Annotated in this window: 17 protein-coding genes; 14 read left to right on the forward strand and 3 right to left on the reverse strand. The window is 66.2% G+C overall.

Annotated features, from left to right (window positions below):
- Positions 1–152: 152 nt before the first annotated feature.
- The 7 genes from C5F75_RS03320 to C5F75_RS03345 all read left to right on the forward strand — a co-directional run bounded on the left by C5F75_RS03320 (position 153) and on the right by C5F75_RS03345 (position 6,072).
- Entirely contained in the window at positions 153–677 is a 525-nt protein-coding gene (locus tag C5F75_RS03320; RefSeq protein WP_059576125.1) for a DUF2244 domain-containing protein, read from the forward strand.
- 56 nt (positions 678–733) lie between these two features.
- Positions 734–2,326, forward strand: a complete 1,593-nt coding sequence (gene coxB / locus C5F75_RS03325; protein WP_059576128.1) for a cytochrome c oxidase subunit II — start codon at positions 734–736, stop codon at positions 2,324–2,326.
- A 43-nt stretch (positions 2,327–2,369) separates the two neighbouring features.
- Positions 2,370–3,977, forward strand: coding sequence for a cytochrome c oxidase subunit I (ctaD, locus tag C5F75_RS03330; RefSeq protein WP_006477731.1), 1,608 nt, complete (start codon positions 2,370–2,372; stop codon positions 3,975–3,977).
- Between the two features lie 80 nt (positions 3,978–4,057).
- On the forward strand, positions 4,058–4,198 hold the full coding sequence (locus tag C5F75_RS36660) for a cytochrome oxidase small assembly protein (protein WP_006486385.1): 141 nt from the start codon (positions 4,058–4,060) through the stop codon (positions 4,196–4,198).
- Positions 4,199–4,233: 35 nt separating this feature from the next.
- The gene (locus C5F75_RS03335) at positions 4,234–4,845 is read left to right on the forward strand and encodes a cytochrome c oxidase assembly protein (protein ID WP_034208453.1); all 612 of its coding nucleotides are present in this window, start codon (positions 4,234–4,236) and stop codon (positions 4,843–4,845) included.
- A 16-nt stretch (positions 4,846–4,861) separates the two neighbouring features.
- Complete coding sequence (locus tag C5F75_RS03340) at positions 4,862–5,062, forward strand: DUF2970 domain-containing protein (protein ID WP_059576130.1); 201 nt, start codon at positions 4,862–4,864, stop codon at positions 5,060–5,062.
- A gap of 152 nt (positions 5,063–5,214) precedes the next feature.
- Complete coding sequence (locus tag C5F75_RS03345; RefSeq protein WP_006486364.1) at positions 5,215–6,072, forward strand: cytochrome c oxidase subunit 3; 858 nt, start codon at positions 5,215–5,217, stop codon at positions 6,070–6,072.
- A gap of 184 nt (positions 6,073–6,256) precedes the next feature.
- On the opposite strand, the gene C5F75_RS03350 is transcribed toward C5F75_RS03345, so the two are convergent.
- Positions 6,257–6,466: a twin transmembrane helix small protein gene (locus C5F75_RS03350; protein WP_006477735.1), complete on the reverse strand. Its 210-nt coding sequence runs from the start codon at positions 6,464–6,466 to the stop codon at positions 6,257–6,259.
- Between the two features lie 84 nt (positions 6,467–6,550).
- Between C5F75_RS03350 and C5F75_RS03355 the strand changes: the two genes are divergently transcribed.
- Genes C5F75_RS03355 through C5F75_RS03375 form a run of 5 tightly spaced genes read left to right on the forward strand, consistent with a single transcriptional unit; the run spans position 6,551 to position 10,633 of the window.
- Positions 6,551–7,261, forward strand: a complete 711-nt coding sequence (locus tag C5F75_RS03355; protein WP_059576168.1) for an SURF1 family protein — start codon at positions 6,551–6,553, stop codon at positions 7,259–7,261.
- 60 nt (positions 7,262–7,321) lie between these two features.
- Positions 7,322–7,948, forward strand: a complete 627-nt coding sequence (locus C5F75_RS03360; RefSeq protein ID WP_059576133.1) for an SCO family protein — start codon at positions 7,322–7,324, stop codon at positions 7,946–7,948.
- 25 nt (positions 7,949–7,973) lie between these two features.
- Positions 7,974–9,086, forward strand: a complete 1,113-nt coding sequence (locus C5F75_RS03365) for a COX15/CtaA family protein (protein ID WP_059576136.1) — start codon at positions 7,974–7,976, stop codon at positions 9,084–9,086.
- Between the two features lie 8 nt (positions 9,087–9,094).
- Complete coding sequence (gene cyoE, locus C5F75_RS03370) at positions 9,095–9,997, forward strand: heme o synthase (RefSeq protein WP_059576139.1); 903 nt, start codon at positions 9,095–9,097, stop codon at positions 9,995–9,997.
- A gap of 18 nt (positions 9,998–10,015) precedes the next feature.
- Positions 10,016–10,633, forward strand: a complete 618-nt coding sequence (locus tag C5F75_RS03375; RefSeq protein ID WP_059576142.1) for an SCO family protein — start codon at positions 10,016–10,018, stop codon at positions 10,631–10,633.
- A gap of 139 nt (positions 10,634–10,772) precedes the next feature.
- Here C5F75_RS03375 and C5F75_RS03380 read toward each other — a convergent pair whose 3' ends face one another.
- Positions 10,773–11,063 (reverse strand): YciI family protein, encoded by a 291-nt coding sequence (locus tag C5F75_RS03380; protein WP_006477740.1) that lies wholly within the window; start codon positions 11,061–11,063, stop codon positions 10,773–10,775.
- 261 nt (positions 11,064–11,324) lie between these two features.
- Between C5F75_RS03380 and C5F75_RS03385 the strand changes: the two genes are divergently transcribed.
- Together C5F75_RS03385 and C5F75_RS03390 are read left to right on the forward strand one after the other, a co-directional pair.
- Positions 11,325–12,965, forward strand: a complete 1,641-nt coding sequence (locus tag C5F75_RS03385) for a methyl-accepting chemotaxis protein (RefSeq protein WP_060008930.1) — start codon at positions 11,325–11,327, stop codon at positions 12,963–12,965.
- Positions 12,966–13,174: 209 nt separating this feature from the next.
- Entirely contained in the window at positions 13,175–13,990 is an 816-nt protein-coding gene (locus tag C5F75_RS03390; RefSeq protein WP_059576148.1) for a MetQ/NlpA family ABC transporter substrate-binding protein, read from the forward strand.
- Between the two features lie 101 nt (positions 13,991–14,091).
- Here C5F75_RS03390 and C5F75_RS03395 read toward each other — a convergent pair whose 3' ends face one another.
- Positions 14,092–14,400 (reverse strand): VF_A0006 family four-cysteine protein, encoded by a 309-nt coding sequence (locus C5F75_RS03395; RefSeq protein ID WP_063892418.1) that lies wholly within the window; start codon positions 14,398–14,400, stop codon positions 14,092–14,094.
- Between the last annotated feature and the right edge of the window lie 25 nt (positions 14,401–14,425).

The raw sequence follows: 14,425 nt of genomic DNA on the forward strand, positions 1-14,425 counted from the left end.
AAGCGGGGTCGAATTGGCGGCTAAAACGGCCGGAAAGCTTGTCGCGCTTGGCTTGGCGGGCGATAGGCGCTTGCTTGTGGATGCCATTGAACCCGCCTATAATGCGTCAGCTTGTCGTCCCGGGGTCCCCGCAATACGGGCCGGCGAGTCCGATGCAGGCATGCATCGCATGCCATTCGCGTGAGGCGGCGATGGAAGCAGCGAACGTTTTGGCGGAGACGGCGGACAGCGAACCAGTCCTCGAAGACTGGCTCATGAAACGCAACTGTTCGGTGTCGCCGCGCCAGTTCGTGCTGTTTTACGCGTCGCTCGCGGGCTTCTCGCTGGCGATCGCGGCGTTGCTGATGTGGAGAGGGGCTTGGCTCGTCATGCCCTTCACCGGGATCGAGTTGCTGGCGGTGGGTGTCGCATTCGCGATCTACGCTCGCCACGCGGTCGACTACGAGCGCATCAGGCTGTTTCCGCACCGGCTCGTGATCGAGCGGATGGATGCGGAGCGGCTCACGCAGATCGAATTCAACCCGCGCTGGGTGCGGGTCGAGCCGGGTGCGACGCCACGCGATCCGATTCGGCTGGTGTCGCGCGGGCAGACCGTCGTGATCGGGCAGCATCTCGCGCAGTACAAGCGTGCGCAGTTCGCCGACGAGCTGCGTGCGTCGCTCAGGCGCTGCGGCTGACGAGGCGCGGTCAATGGCCGGAACAGGCCGGCGGCTTGCGACGGGGGAGGGTTTGAATGGAAATTTTGGGTAAGGATGCTATGAAAACAATCAAGCGAGCCCTCGCGGGCGTGCTGGCATGCAGCGGATTGCTCTTTGCCGGTGCGGCCCTGGCGGTCGGTGATAGCCCGGGCGGCCCCCGTGTCAACGAGATCAACTTTCAGCCGCCTGTCACGAAGATCGCCGAGGAGCTCTACGATCTCCACACGATGATGCTGATCCTGTGTACGGTGATCTTCGTCGGCGTGTTCGGCGTGATGTTCTATTCGATCTTCGCGCACCGCAAATCCAAGGGCCACAAGGCCGCCAATTTCCATGAAAGCACGACCGTCGAGATCATCTGGACGATCGTGCCGTTCGTCATCGTCGTGCTGATGGCGCTGCCGGCGACGAAGGCCGTCGTCGCGATGAAGGACACGACGAACGCCGACCTCACGATCAAGGTCACCGGCTACCAGTGGAAGTGGGGCTACGACTACGTGAAGGGCCCGGGCGAGGGCATCGGCTTCCTGTCGACGCTGACCACCCCGCGCGACGAAGTGATGGGCAAGAAGCCGATCACCGACACCTATCTGCAGGAAGTCGACAACCCGCTCGTCGTGCCGGTCAACAAGAAGATCCGCATCATCACGACCGCGAACGACGTCGTCCACTCGTGGTACGTGCCCGCGTTCGGCGTGAAGCAGGATGCGATCCCCGGCTTCGTGCGCGACACGTGGTTCAAGGCCGACAAGGTCGGCACGTTCCGCGGTTTCTGTACCGAGCTGTGCGGCAAGGAACACGCGTACATGCCGGTCGTGGTCGAAGTCCTGTCGGACGACGATTACGCGAAGTGGGTCACCGCGCAGAAGGCCAAGCTGGCGAGCGCCGCGGTCGATCCGAACAAGGTCTACACGATGGCCGAACTCGTCGCGCACGGCGAGGAAGTCTACAAGGCGAACTGCGCGGCCTGCCATCAGGTGAACGGCAAGGGCCTCGGCGCATTCCCGGCGATGGACGGCAGCCCGATCGTGAACGGCCCGATCGCCGCGCACGTCGAGCGCGTGCTGCACGGCAAGGGCGCGATGCCGTCGTGGGCGTCGCTGTCGGACCTCGACATCGCTTCGGTCGTCACGTACGAACGCAACTCGTGGGGCAACCACAAGAACGACCTGCTGCAGCCGAAGCAAGTGGCCGACGCGCGCAACGGCAAGCTGCCGGAAGACACGGCGGGCGCGGCAGCGGCACCGGCTGAAGCGGCTTCGGCGCCGGCGCAAGCCGCGTCGGGCGCAGAGCAGCCGGCGGCGGCGGCATCGGCCGCGCTGTCGACGATCTACTTCGAGACGGGCAAGAGCGTGCTGCCGGCCGACGCGAAGGCGGCGATCGCCGCCGCGGCCGACTATGCGAAGGCGCATCCGGACGCGAAGCTCGCGCTGTCGGGCTTCACCGACAAGACCGGCTCGGCCGACGCGAACGCCGAACTGGCGAAGCATCGGGCGCAGGCCGTGCGCGATGCGCTGAAGGCAGCAGGCGTGGCGGAAGACCACATCATTCTCAAAAAGCCGGAAACGATCACGGGCGGGGCTGACGCGAAGGAAGCCCGGCGTGTCGAGATCGGCCCGGCGGCTTGACGTGTCGCTGAGTTAGTCGACGTATTCGCATTAGGAGATTCTCATGTCTAGCATCGGGCACGACGTAGCCGCGGACCACGCGCACGACGACCACGCGCACGAAGCCCCGCACGGCTGGCGTCGCTGGCTGTTCGCCACCAACCACAAGGACATCGGTACGCTGTACCTGCTGTTCTCGTTCATCATGTTCCTGTCGGGCGGCGTGATGGCGCTCGGCATCCGTGCCGAGCTGTTCGAGCCGGGCCTGCAGATCATGCGTCCTGAGTTCTTCAACGAACTCACGACGATGCACGGCCTGATCATGGTGTTCGGCGCGATCATGCCGGCGTTCGTCGGCTTCGCGAACTGGATGATTCCGCTGCAGATCGGCGCATCCGACATGGCGTTCGCGCGGATGAACAACTTCAGCTTCTGGCTGCTGCCGGTCGCGGCGGTGCTGCTGGTCGGCTCGTTCTTCGCGCCGGGCGGCGCGACGGCCGCCGGCTGGACGCTGTACGCGCCGCTGTCGACGCAGATGGGCCCGGGCATGGACTTCGCGATCTTCGCGGTCCACATCATGGGCGCGTCGTCGATCATGGGCGGGATCAACATCGTCGTGACGATCCTGAACATGCGCGCACCGGGCATGACGCTGATGAAGATGCCGATGTTCGCGTGGACGTGGCTGATCACCGCGTACCTGCTGATCGCCGTGATGCCGGTTCTGGCGGGCGCGATCACGATGGTGCTGTTCGACCGCCACTTCGGCACGTCGTTCTTCAACGCGGCAGGCGGCGGCGACCCGGTGATGTACCAGCACATCTTCTGGTTCTTCGGCCACCCCGAGGTGTACATCATGATTCTGCCGGCGTTCGGGATCGTGTCGCAGGTGATCCCGGCGTTCGCACGCAAGACGCTGTTCGGCTATAGCTCGATGGTGTACGCGACGGCATCGATCGCGATCCTGTCGTTCATGGTCTGGGCGCACCACATGTTCGCCACGGGCATGCCGGTCACCGGCCAGCTGTTCTTCATGTACGCGACGATGCTGATCGCGGTGCCGACGGGCGTGAAGGTGTTCAACTGGCTCGCGACGATGTGGCGCGGCTCGATGACGTTCGAAACCCCGATGCTGTTCGCGATCGGCTTCCTGTTCGTGTTCACGTTCGGCGGCCTGACGGGCCTGATGCTCGCGATGGCGCCGCTCGACATCCAGTATCACGGCACCTACTTCGTGGTCGCGCACTTCCACTACGTGCTGGTGGCCGGCTCGCTGTTCGCGCTGTTCTCGGGCTGGTACTACTGGGCGCCGAAGTGGACGGGCTGGATGTACAACGAGACGCGCGGCAAGATCCACTTCTGGGCGTCGATGATCTTCTTCAACCTGACGTTCTTCCCGATGCACTTCGTCGGTCTCGCGGGCATGCCGCGCCGCTATGCGGACTACCCGGCGCAGTTCACGGACTTCAACCAGGTGGCGACGATCGGCGCATTCGGCTTCGGCCTCGCGCAGGTGTACTTCCTGTTCGCGGTCGCGCTGCCGGCCTACCGTGGCGGCGGCGAGCTGGAAAAGGCGTCGGACAAGCCGTGGGACGGCGCGACGGGCCTCGAGTGGACGGTGCCGAGCCCGGCTCCGTTCCACACGTTCGAGCAACCGCCGCACGTCGAATAAGTTTTACCGAGCGCTCCGCCGCTGCCTGCCGCGCAGGCAGGCGCGGCGGGCGCGAAACTGAAGTTTCAGCGAAGTTTCAGATGACCCGGAATCCACAAGAAAGACGAACGCCCGAGCAGATCCGCGCGGGCAACAAGCGGCTCGGCCTCACCCTGCTCGTCATCGCCGCCGTTTTTTTCGTGGGTGTCGTGATCAAGCAGTGGTGGCTGTCCACCCACTGATGCAGCAACTGACGCAGTAGCGAGGAAGTCGTCGTATGTCGAAGCCGGAAGAGGGCGCCGTGGATCGCGCGTTCAATCGTTCGATGCTGGTGAAGCTCTTCGTCGTGGCCGGGCTGATGTTCGGTTTCGGCTTCGCGCTGATTCCGATGTATCGGGCGATCTGCCAGATCACCGGCATCAACAACCTGGTGCAGCGCGATGTCAGCGAGCGCGAGGTGAAGAATTCGCAGGTCGACTACAGCCGCACGGTGTCGGTCGAGTTCGATGCGAACGCACGCGGGCCGCTCGGGTTCAAGCCGGAGCACAACAGCCTCGACGTGCACCCGGGCGAACTGACGACGATCGTGTACGACGTGACGAACGGGCAGGGCCGGCCGGTCGTCGCGCAGGCGATTCCGAGCTACGCGCCGAAGCAGGCGACGGAGTTCTTCAAGAAGATCGAGTGCTTTTGCTTCACGCAGCAGACGCTGACCGCGAACGAGTCGCGCAAGATGCCGGTGGTGTTCGTGATCGACCCGAAATTGCCGAAGGACGTGAAGACGATCACGCTGTCGTACACGTTCTTCGAGCTGAATACCCCGGCCACGCCGGCCCCGGCGCAGCGCAGTACGGCGGCGGCGCAGGGTGCGGCGAAGCCGGACGCATGACGAAGGAGACGGGGCGATGACGGAAGCCAAGCGGAGCGGAACGTTCGGTCAGGCGCTGAAAGCGGTGCTGTGGTCGTTCTTCGGGGTGCGCAAGCGGCGCGACCTGGAGGCCGACGCGACGCAGCTCAATCCGCTGCACGTGCTGATCGTCGCGTTGATCGCGGCCGGCGTGTTCATCGGCGTGCTGATCCTGATCGTGCGTGCGGTGGTGGGTTGAGGGCGCGGCGTGCACGGCTAGCGGCCAGACAGAATGCAGTGCGCGGCGCCACGGCGCGGCGTGCAGGAACGAGCGGTGGCGGTCTCGCCGCGCAAGAAATAAAGCCGGAGCGGTTTCCGGTACACAAATTGGACTGAAGTGGAGAATCAAGCATGAGCGGTCAAAACCAGACCCCGTACTATTTCGTGCCGCATCCGTCGCAGCATCCGATCAGCGCGGCCATCGGCCTGCTGGTCATGCTCGGCTCGGTAGCGCTGTGGATCAACGGTCACGACTGGGCGCCGTTCACGGCGCTGCTCGGCCTGCTGTGGTTGCTCTTCACGCTGTATCACTGGTTCGGCGACGCGATCGCCGAATCGGAAGGCGGTCATTACGGCAAGAACGTCGACAAGTCGTACCGCTGGAGCATGAGCTGGTTCATCTTCTCGGAAGTCATGTTCTTCGGCGCGTTCTTCGGCGCGCTGTTCTATGCGCGTGAAATCGCGCTGCACCAGCTCGGCAGCCTCGACTACAAGCTGATCTGGCCGGACTTCTCCGCCGTGTGGCCGAACGAAGGCCCCGCCGCGCTCGCCGGTCACTTCAAGACGATGGGCCCGTGGCCGGTCCCGACGCTGAACACCGCGTTCCTGCTGTCGTCGGGCGTGACGCTGACGATCTCGCACCACGCGCTGCGCGACGATCATCGCAAGAAGGCGATCGCATGGCTGGCCGCGACGCTCGTGTTCGGGATCTGCTTCCTGTTCCTGCAGGGCTTCGAGTACTACCACGCGTACAACGAGCTGAACCTGACGCTGAACTCCGGCGTGTACGGTTCGACGTTCTTCCTGCTGACCGGCTTCCATGGCTTCCACGTGTTCCTCGGCGGCACGATGCTCGCGGTGGTGCTGGTGCGGATGATCCGCGGCCACTTCAAGCCCGATCATCACTTCGCATTCGAAGGCGCCGCGTGGTACTGGCACTTCGTCGACGTCGTCTGGCTCGGCCTGTACGTCGTCGTCTACTGGCTGTAAATGGAAAAACGGCCCGCGCAGCGATGCGCGGGCCGTTTTCATTGGTGTCGTGGGCGCGGCGGCGACGCCGCGAGCGACACGGCCCCGGCGCCGCCGCGACTCAGTCAGGCGGCGCTTTTGCTTGGTGGCGCGGCCGTGCGGCTAAATGTCACAGCGGTCACGGCGTGCCACAGCGGCAACGGCATCAACGCCCGATCGGCAGGCCGGTCGAATGGATCCAGCCCATCCAGTTCGCGAACAGGATGAGCAGGAACAGCGACACCGACAGCCCGACGCGGGTGGCGAGCGACCAGACCATGCGTTTCGTGTGGCCGCGGTCGTGCATCATGAAGTAGAGCGCCGAGCCCATGCTGGCAATGATGAGGACGAAGGCGATGGGAACGAGGATGTGCATGACACGAACCGGACGACGGCAATTCGAAAGGAAGAGGATAATTATCGCACTTCGTTTTCGCGGATGTGCCGGGCGGGCCGCACGATGAAGATTCGCTGGCTGCCCGCGCTGCTGATCCTCGTCGTCGTCGCCGTCACGGTCCGTCTCGGTTTCTGGCAGCGCGACCGCGCGCACCAGAAGGAAGCGCTGCAGGCGAGCATCGCGCGCTACGAGCGGGCGGCGCCCGTCGACATCGGCGCGCAGCCGGTTCCGCTCGCGTCGATCGAGTTTCATCGCGTGCGGGCAAAGGGCCGTTTCATGCCCGAGCAGGCGGTGTTCCTCGACAATCGGCCGTATAACGACCAGCCGGGCTTTTACGTCGTGATGCCGCTTAAACTCACGGGCGGCGGCGTCGTGCTCGTGAATCGCGGCTGGCTGCCGCGCAACATCGCCGATCGCACGGCGATCGAGCCGTTCGCGACGCCGGCGGGCGACGTCGAGATCGTCGGCATCGCGCGCGCCGACGCGTCGCGCGCGTTCGAGCTCGGCGAAGGCGGGTCGGCCGCGCACCAGAAGATCCGGCAGAACCTCGACGTCGCCGCGTATGCGAAGGAAACCGGGCTGCCGCTGCAGCCGTTCGTGATCCAGCAGACGAGCGACGACGGCGACAAGCTCGTGCGCGACTGGCCGGCGGCGACGACCGGCGTCGAGCGCAATTACGGTTACATGTTTCAGTGGTGGGCGATGGCGGCCGCCGCGCTCGGCTTCGGCCTGTACGCCGCGCGGCGTGCGGCGAAGAAGTCGGCCGGCGCGTGAGCGTCGTGCCAGGACGCGGCGCCGGCGCCGCGGGTTCGTTTCGAGAGGTCTGATTTGTCCATGCAATCTTCCCGTCAGGGTCCGGCCGCCGCGCCGATGTCGCAGGCGGCCCGCAAGCGCGGCCGCTGGATGCTCGTGCTACTGGGGCTCGTGTGCGCCGCGCCGATGATCGCGTCGTACTTCACCTATTACGTGATCAAGCCGAAGGGCGGATCGACGAACTACGGCACGCTGATCGAGCCGCAGCGCCCGATCCCGGCCGATCTGCAGGTGACCGACGAAACCGGCAAGACGGTACCGCTGTCGTCGCTGCGCGGCGTCTGGCTGTTCGTGATGACCGACCGCAGTGCGTGCGACGACGCGTGCGCGAAGAAGCTCTATTTCATGCGGCAGATCCGCGTCACGCAGGCGGGCGAGCGGCACCGGATCACGATGGTGTGGCTGCGCAGCGATGCGGGCGCGGTGCCGCAGAAGGTGCTGGACGCGTATCCGGACACGCGCCGGCTCGTCGCCGATCCGGCCGCGGTGGCCGCGTGGCTGCCCGCCGACGCCGGCACGAAGGACAGCGACCACCTCTACCTGGTCGACCCGAACGGCAACCTGATGATGCGTTTCCCGAAAGACCCGAATCCCAGCAAGATCAAGTCGGACGTGACGAAGCTGCTGAAGTGGTCGAGCATCGGTTAAGGCGAGAGAACGAGGCACCATTCCGATGTCGTATCTACTGCAACTCGGCCTGATCGGCCTGTGCATCGCGCTGCTGCCGCTGTCGTACGTGTGGGTGAAGGCCGACGACGACAAGTTCCGCAAGCTCGTGTGGATCACCACGTTCCTGACCCTCGACCTCGTGATGTTCGGCGGCTTCACGCGGCTGACCGATTCGGGCCTCGGCTGCCCCGACTGGCCCGGCTGCTACGGCACGTCGTCGCCGTTCATCGCGCACGCGGCGATCACGGCCGCGCATCAGGCGATGCCGACGGGGCCCGTCAGCATGACGAAGGCGTGGATCGAGATGATCCACCGCTATTTCGCGATGGCGATCGGCGTGCTGATCATCGCGCAGGTGGTGATCGCGTGGGCCGCGCGGCTGCGCCGCCGCCCGCTGCACGTGTCGCCGTGGTGGCCGACGAGCCTGCTGCTGCTGATTCTCGTGCAGGGCGCGTTCGGCGCATGGACGGTCACGATGAAGCTGCAGCCGGTGATTGTCACGATCCACCTGCTGCTCGGCCTCACGCTGCTCGGCACGCTCGGCTGGCTTGCGGCGCGGCAGACGCCGCTGCCGTCGCATGACCCGGAGGCCGGGCGTTACCGCGCGGCCGCGCTCGCGGCGCTCGTGCTGCTCGTCGTGCAGATCGCGCTCGGCGGCTGGGTGAGCACCAATTACGCGGTGCTCGCGTGCACCGACTTCCCGACCTGCAACGGCCAGTGGATTCCGCCGATGGACTTCCAGCACGGCTTCCACCTGTGGCGCGCGCTCGGGATGACGAAGGACGGCGACGCGATCACGCAGGACGCGCTGGTGGCGATCCACTGGACGCACCGCACGTTCGCGTTCGTCGTGGTCGCGTACCTGGTTGCGTTCGCGCTGAAAATGCGCCGCTTCGAGTCGCTGCGGCGGCCCGCGAACGGCGTGCTGCTGGTCGTCCTGCTGCAGTTCGTGACGGGGCTGACCAACATCGTGCTGCAGTGGCCGCTGCCCGTCGCCGTCGCGCACAACGGCGGGGCCGCGATCCTGCTGCTGCTCGTCGTCATGTTAAACTTTCGCATCCTTTCAAGCCGCCCCGGCCGTGTCGCGCAGCCTGCGCGCGACGCCGCCCCGGCGTGACCGCCCCCATGCAAAGCACCCTCTCCCAATCGCCCGGTAGCCGCTTTTCCCAGTACATGGCGCTGACGAAGCCGCGCGTCACGCAGCTCGCGGTGTTCTGCGCGGTGATCGGCATGTTCCTCGCGACGCCGGGCATGGTGCCGTGGCATGTGCTGATCGGCGGCACGGTCGGCATCTGGCTGCTGGCCGGCGCCGCGTTCGCGATCAACTGCCTCGTCGAACAGAAGATCGACGCGATGATGCGCCGCACCGCGTGGCGTCCGTCCGCGCGCGGCGAGATCACGACGCCGCAGATCCTGCTGTTCTCGGCCGTGCTCGGCAGCGTCGGCGCCTGGACGCTCTATACGTTCACGAATCCGCTGACGATGTGGCTGACGATCGCGACGTTCGTCGGCTACGCGGTGGTCTACACGCTGCTGCTCAAGCCGATGACGCCGCAGAACATCGTGATCGGCGGCGCGTCGGGTGCGATGCCGCCGGCGCTCGGCTGGGCCGCCGTCACCGGCGCGGTGCCGGGCGACGCGTGGATCCTCGTGCTGATCATCTTCGTATGGACGCCGCCGCATTTCTGGGTGCTGGCGCTCTATCGCCGCAAGGATTACGAGAACGCCGGGCTGCCGATGCTGCCCGTCACGCACGGCGAGCAGTTCACGCGGCTGCACATCCTGCTGTACACGGTGATCCTGTTCGCGGTCACGATGATGCCGTTCATTTCCGGCATGAGCGGCGCCGTCTACCTGACGAGCGCGGTGCTGCTCGGCGCGGTGTTCCTCGCGTATGCGTGGAAGATCCATCGCGACTATTCGGACGAACTCGCCCGCAAGGCCTTCCGCTACTCGATCGTCTATCTGTCGCTGCTGTTCGTCGCGCTGCTCGTCGATCACTATGCACGCCCGCTGCTCGGCGTGTAACCGCACGGTTTGAACGCAATGCTCCCATCACGGTTCGGGCGCCGCGCGCGCCAAGGCTGGATGCTCGCGTGCGCATTCGCGGCAGCGCTGCTGCTTGCCGGATGCGACAACGCGCCGAAATTCCAGAATCTCGACATCACCGGCAACACGCAGTTCGGCAGCGACTTTTCGCTGCCCGATACGACCGGCAAGGTCCGCACGCTCGCCGATTTCAAGGGCAAGGCCGTCGTGATGTTCTTCGGCTATACGCACTGCCCGGACGTGTGCCCGACCACGATGGCCGAATTGTCCGAAGCGCTGAAGCAGCTCGGGCCCGATGCCGCGAAGCGCGTGCAGGTGCTGTTCGTCACCGTCGATCCGGAGCGCGACACGCCGGCGTTGCTCGGCCAGTACGTGCCCGCGTTCGATCCGTCGTTCATCGGCCTGCGGCCGGCCGACGAAGCGGCGCTGAAGAAGGTCACGAAGGATTTCCGCGTGTATTACGCGAAGGTGCCCGGCAAGACGCCCGGCAGCTACACGATGGATCACACGGCCGCGAGCTACGTGTTCGACCGCGACGGCAAGCTGCGCCTGTTCGTGCGCGACGGCCAGGGCCCGGCCCCGTGGGTCCACGATCTTAAGCTGCTGGTCGACTGATCGGCAGCCGCCGGGCGCCCGGCCCGGCGTTTTGCGTGACGGCCGTTCGCGCCGCCACGCTTTCCCTCTATCTTCGTCGTGTGCATGCGCTCCCGCCGGGCGGCGCGTCGGCATGCGCGCGTATCGCGCCGCAGCCGCGTTACGGCAGCGCCGGCACGTTGAAGCCGGAGGCGGCGCGCGTGATCCGGAATTCCGTCACGCGATAGGTGGCGAGCCCCTCGGTGACGAACGGGTCGGTCTCGAGGATCGCGTCGAGTTCGTCGCGATCGATGCGGGCCGCGAGGATCACGCCGCCTTCGCGCGGCACTTTCGGCCCCGCCGCGATGAAAATGCCCTTGTCGAATTGCGGCTGCAGATACGCGCGGTGGCGTTCGAGCGCGTCGTCGATGCGCTCGAGCGACGCGGTGTAGTGGATGTCGATGACGTACATGGATGGCCCTGGGATGATGCCGGCGCGCCGCGCACCGGCCAGCCGGTCTTTTTAGCACAGCGGATGCGGGCTGTCGCGCCGGCGAGCCGCGTGGCGGGCGGCGGGCGGCGGGCGGCTGGTGGCGCTGCCAGTCGAACGCCGGTTCGCCGCGGCCGCGCGTATTCAAGATGTAAGCCTCGTTGCCGTAAATGAAAGAGCAACCGTTTGCGCGCGGCAGGCCGTTCGCGCGCCGGAGGCATCGACATCGACAGAGGCACGCAGATGAGCAGAATGAGTTTGAACCGCAAGCTGTGGCTCGCGCTTGCGCTGGTATGGATCGGTCTTCTGGGCGTCGGCGCATGGAGCGCCTACGAGACGCGCGCGACGATGCTCGCCGAACGCAAGGCCGGCATCGCGAATCTCGTCGACTCGGCGGCGGGCATCGTGAAGGCCTATCACGCGCTCGCGCAGAGCGGCACGCTGCCCGAGGCCGACGCGAAGCGCGACGCGCTCGCGAGCCTCGCCGCGATGCGCTACGGCGATTCGGGCTACGTGTTCGTGATGGATTCGAAGCCGGTCGTGCTGATGCATCCGACGCTGCCGAAGCTCGTCAACACGCAGGTCGGCGACTATCTCGATCCGGACGGCAAGCCGCTGTTCGTGACGATCCTGAACGCGGCGAAGGCGACCGGCAGCGGGTTCGCCGAATATCGCGGGCGGCTGCCGCACAGCGAGACGGCCGTGCCGAAGATCAGCTACGTCACGCGGTTCGCGCCGTGGGACTGGAACATCTCGAGCGGCGTGTTCCTGAAGGACATCGACACCGTCTACTACCGCACGCTGCTCGGCCACCTGGCCGTGGTGTTCGTGATCGGCCTCGTGATCAGCGCGGCGATGCTGGTGATCATCCGCAACGTGCGCGGCAGCCTCGGCGGCGAGCCGGACGAAGCGGCCGCGCTCGCGGCGCGCATCGCGCGGGGCGACCTCACGCAGCCGGTGCCGGTGCGCGCGGGCGACCGCACGAGCATGATGGCCGCGATGCACGACATGCAGGCGCGGCTGCAGGCGACGATCGGCGGGATTCGCCAGTCGGCCGAATCGATCGCGTCGGCGAGCCGCCAGATCTCGGCCGGCAACGACGACCTGTCGCAGCGCACCGAGGAGCAGGCCGCGTCGCTCGAGGAAACGGCCGCGAGCATGGAGCAACTGACCGCGACGGTGAAGCAGAACGCCGACAACGCGCGACAGGCGAGCGGGCTCGCGAACAACGCGTCGGACATCGCGCGCACGGGCAGCGACGTCGTGAACCGCGTGATCGGCACGATGGGCGAGATCGACGACAGCTCGCGCAAGATCGCCGACATCATCGGCGTGATCGAGGGCATTGCGTTCCAGACCAACATCCTCGCGCTGAACGCCGCGGTCGAGGCCGCGCGCGCGGGCGAGCAGGGCCGCGGCTTCGCGGTGGTCGCGGGCGAGGTGCGCTCGCTCGCGCAACGCAGCGCGACGGCCGCGAAGGAGATTCGCGCGCTGATCGTCGATTCGGTCGAGCGCGTGCGCAACGGCTCGGCGCTGGTCGGCCAGGCCGGCACGACGATGGGCGAGATCCTGCAGGCGGTCGCGCGCGTGACCGACATCATGGGCGAGATCGCGGCCGCGTCCGAGGAGCAGGCGAGCGGCATCACGCAGGTCGGCCGCGCGGTCACGCAGATGGACCAGGTGACGCAGCAGAACGCGGCGCTGGTCGAGGAAGCCGCGGCGGCGGCCGCGTCGCTGCAGGAACAGGCCGCGCGGCTGCGCGACGCGGTCGGCGCGTTCCGGGTCGGCAATGCCGGCGGCCTGTCGTCGCAGGGAGCCCGTGGCACGGCGGCCGAACCGGCATTCGGTAGTGCGAAGGCGGCCGACGAACTGGCGGCGGCGTGACGCATGCCGCGTGAGGGGGATGCGTCGCGGCAGGAACGCAACTAACGGCCGAGTCGTGCAGCGGTCGCCGGCACTGCGCTGGTGCATACCCATATGAGCGGGATGTATTTCACTTCGCGCCGATCCTGTGACACCATTTGCCCCTTCGTGCGAGTCCGGGCATACCCGTATCGCGCCCCATTTCAGTCAAGCAAGAAAGCGAGAAACAGATGAAGCGTCGCAGTCTCCTGAAGGTATTTTCCGTGCTGGCCACCGGCGCCGCGCTGACGCTGTCGGCAGGCGCGCACGCCGAAGACAAGGTGATCAAGGTCGGCACGGTCGCCGGCCCGGATGCGCAAGTGTGGCAAGTCGTGCAGAAGGTCGCGAAGGAGAAGGAAGGCCTGAACGTGAAGGTCATCGAGTTCAACGACTACGTGCAGCCGAACGCGGCGCTCGATTCGGGCGACCTCGACGCGAACAGCTTCCAGCATCAGCCCTACCTCGACAGCCAGGTGAAGCAGCGCGGCTACAAGCTCGTCAGCGCGGGCCTGACCTACATCTCGCCGATCGGCGTGTACTCGAAGAAGTTCAAGTCGCTGAAGGATCTGCCGCAGGGCGCGAAGCTCGCGGTGCCGAACGATCCGTCGAACGAGAACCGCGCGCTGCTGCTGCTGCAGACGCAAGGCGTGATCAAGCTGAAGGCGGGCGCCGGCACGGGCGGCAACAACGCGACGGTGCTCGACATCGCCGAGAACCCGAAGAAGCTGAAGATCTCCGAACTCGACGCCGCGCAGCTGCCGCGCGTGCTGTCGGACGTCGACGCGGCCGTGATCAACACGAACTACGCACTGGCCGCGAACCTGCAGCCGACCAAGGACGCGATCGCGCTCGAAGCGCTGACGAGCCCGTACGCGAACCTGATCGCCGTGCGCGCGAAGGACAAGGATCAGCCGTGGGTGAAGAAGCTGGTGAAGGCGTACCAGTCGCCGGAAGTGAAGGAATTCATCAAGAAGCAGTTCAAGGGCTCGATGGTCGCGTCGTTCTGAACGCCGCTCACCGGGTGGACCGCTGAACGAAAAGGCCTGCATCGCGCAGGCCTTTTTCATTGGCGCGGCCGCTTGGCGGCCGCCCGGAGGTCAGCGCCCGCTCACATCTCCCCGCGCCGCGAGCAGATCGACATGATCTGCTGGATTGCGTAGTTGTCGCGCACACCCGGCAGCGACTGCACGACGCATTCGTGAAAGCGCCGTTCGCGCGGCAGCAGCATCGCGTTGTTGCGGTACAGCGCGTCGCACGAGCGCTGGATCAGCTGCGCGGCGGCGCCGTTGCGGCTCTCACGTAGCGCATTGAGCATGCAGTCGTCGTATTGCGCGTTGCCGTCGGTCAGCGCGAAGGCTGCTCCCGGCAGTGCCAGCGCGACCGTCGCGCATGCGATTGCACGAATCGTTCGTTTCAAGTCTCCTCCGATGGTGTGGATCGGG

Origin of the sequence: Burkholderia anthinoferrum, from assembly GCF_002925705.1 — a bacterium.
GTDB lineage: Bacteria > Pseudomonadota > Gammaproteobacteria > Burkholderiales > Burkholderiaceae > Burkholderia > Burkholderia semiarida.

Excerpts from the sequence above, each read along its gene's own strand:
- C5F75_RS03385 (WP_060008930.1), top strand. The coding sequence starts at position 11,325 with ATGAGCAGAATGAGTTTGAACCGCAAGCTGTGGCTCGCGCTTGCGCTG.
- C5F75_RS03340 (WP_059576130.1), top strand. The coding sequence starts at position 4,862 with ATGACGGAAGCCAAGCGGAGCGGAACGTTCGGTCAGGCGCTGAAAGCG.
- coxB (WP_059576128.1), top strand. The coding sequence starts at position 734 with ATGGAAATTTTGGGTAAGGATGCTATGAAAACAATCAAGCGAGCCCTC.
- C5F75_RS03345 (WP_006486364.1), top strand. The coding sequence starts at position 5,215 with ATGAGCGGTCAAAACCAGACCCCGTACTATTTCGTGCCGCATCCGTCG.
- cyoE (WP_059576139.1), top strand. The coding sequence starts at position 9,095 with ATGCAAAGCACCCTCTCCCAATCGCCCGGTAGCCGCTTTTCCCAGTAC.
- C5F75_RS03335 (WP_034208453.1), top strand. The coding sequence starts at position 4,234 with ATGTCGAAGCCGGAAGAGGGCGCCGTGGATCGCGCGTTCAATCGTTCG.
- C5F75_RS03380 (WP_006477740.1), bottom strand. The coding sequence starts at position 11,063 with ATGTACGTCATCGACATCCACTACACCGCGTCGCTCGAGCGCATCGAC.
- C5F75_RS03360 (WP_059576133.1), top strand. The coding sequence starts at position 7,322 with ATGCAATCTTCCCGTCAGGGTCCGGCCGCCGCGCCGATGTCGCAGGCG.
- C5F75_RS03320 (WP_059576125.1), top strand. The coding sequence starts at position 153 with ATGCAGGCATGCATCGCATGCCATTCGCGTGAGGCGGCGATGGAAGCA.
- C5F75_RS03355 (WP_059576168.1), top strand. The coding sequence starts at position 6,551 with ATGAAGATTCGCTGGCTGCCCGCGCTGCTGATCCTCGTCGTCGTCGCC.
- ctaD (WP_006477731.1), top strand. The coding sequence starts at position 2,370 with ATGTCTAGCATCGGGCACGACGTAGCCGCGGACCACGCGCACGACGAC.
- C5F75_RS03365 (WP_059576136.1), top strand. The coding sequence starts at position 7,974 with ATGTCGTATCTACTGCAACTCGGCCTGATCGGCCTGTGCATCGCGCTG.
- C5F75_RS03375 (WP_059576142.1), top strand. The coding sequence starts at position 10,016 with ATGCTCCCATCACGGTTCGGGCGCCGCGCGCGCCAAGGCTGGATGCTC.
- C5F75_RS36660 (WP_006486385.1), top strand. The coding sequence starts at position 4,058 with ATGACCCGGAATCCACAAGAAAGACGAACGCCCGAGCAGATCCGCGCG.
- C5F75_RS03350 (WP_006477735.1), bottom strand. The coding sequence starts at position 6,466 with ATGCACATCCTCGTTCCCATCGCCTTCGTCCTCATCATTGCCAGCATG.
- C5F75_RS03390 (WP_059576148.1), top strand. The coding sequence starts at position 13,175 with ATGAAGCGTCGCAGTCTCCTGAAGGTATTTTCCGTGCTGGCCACCGGC.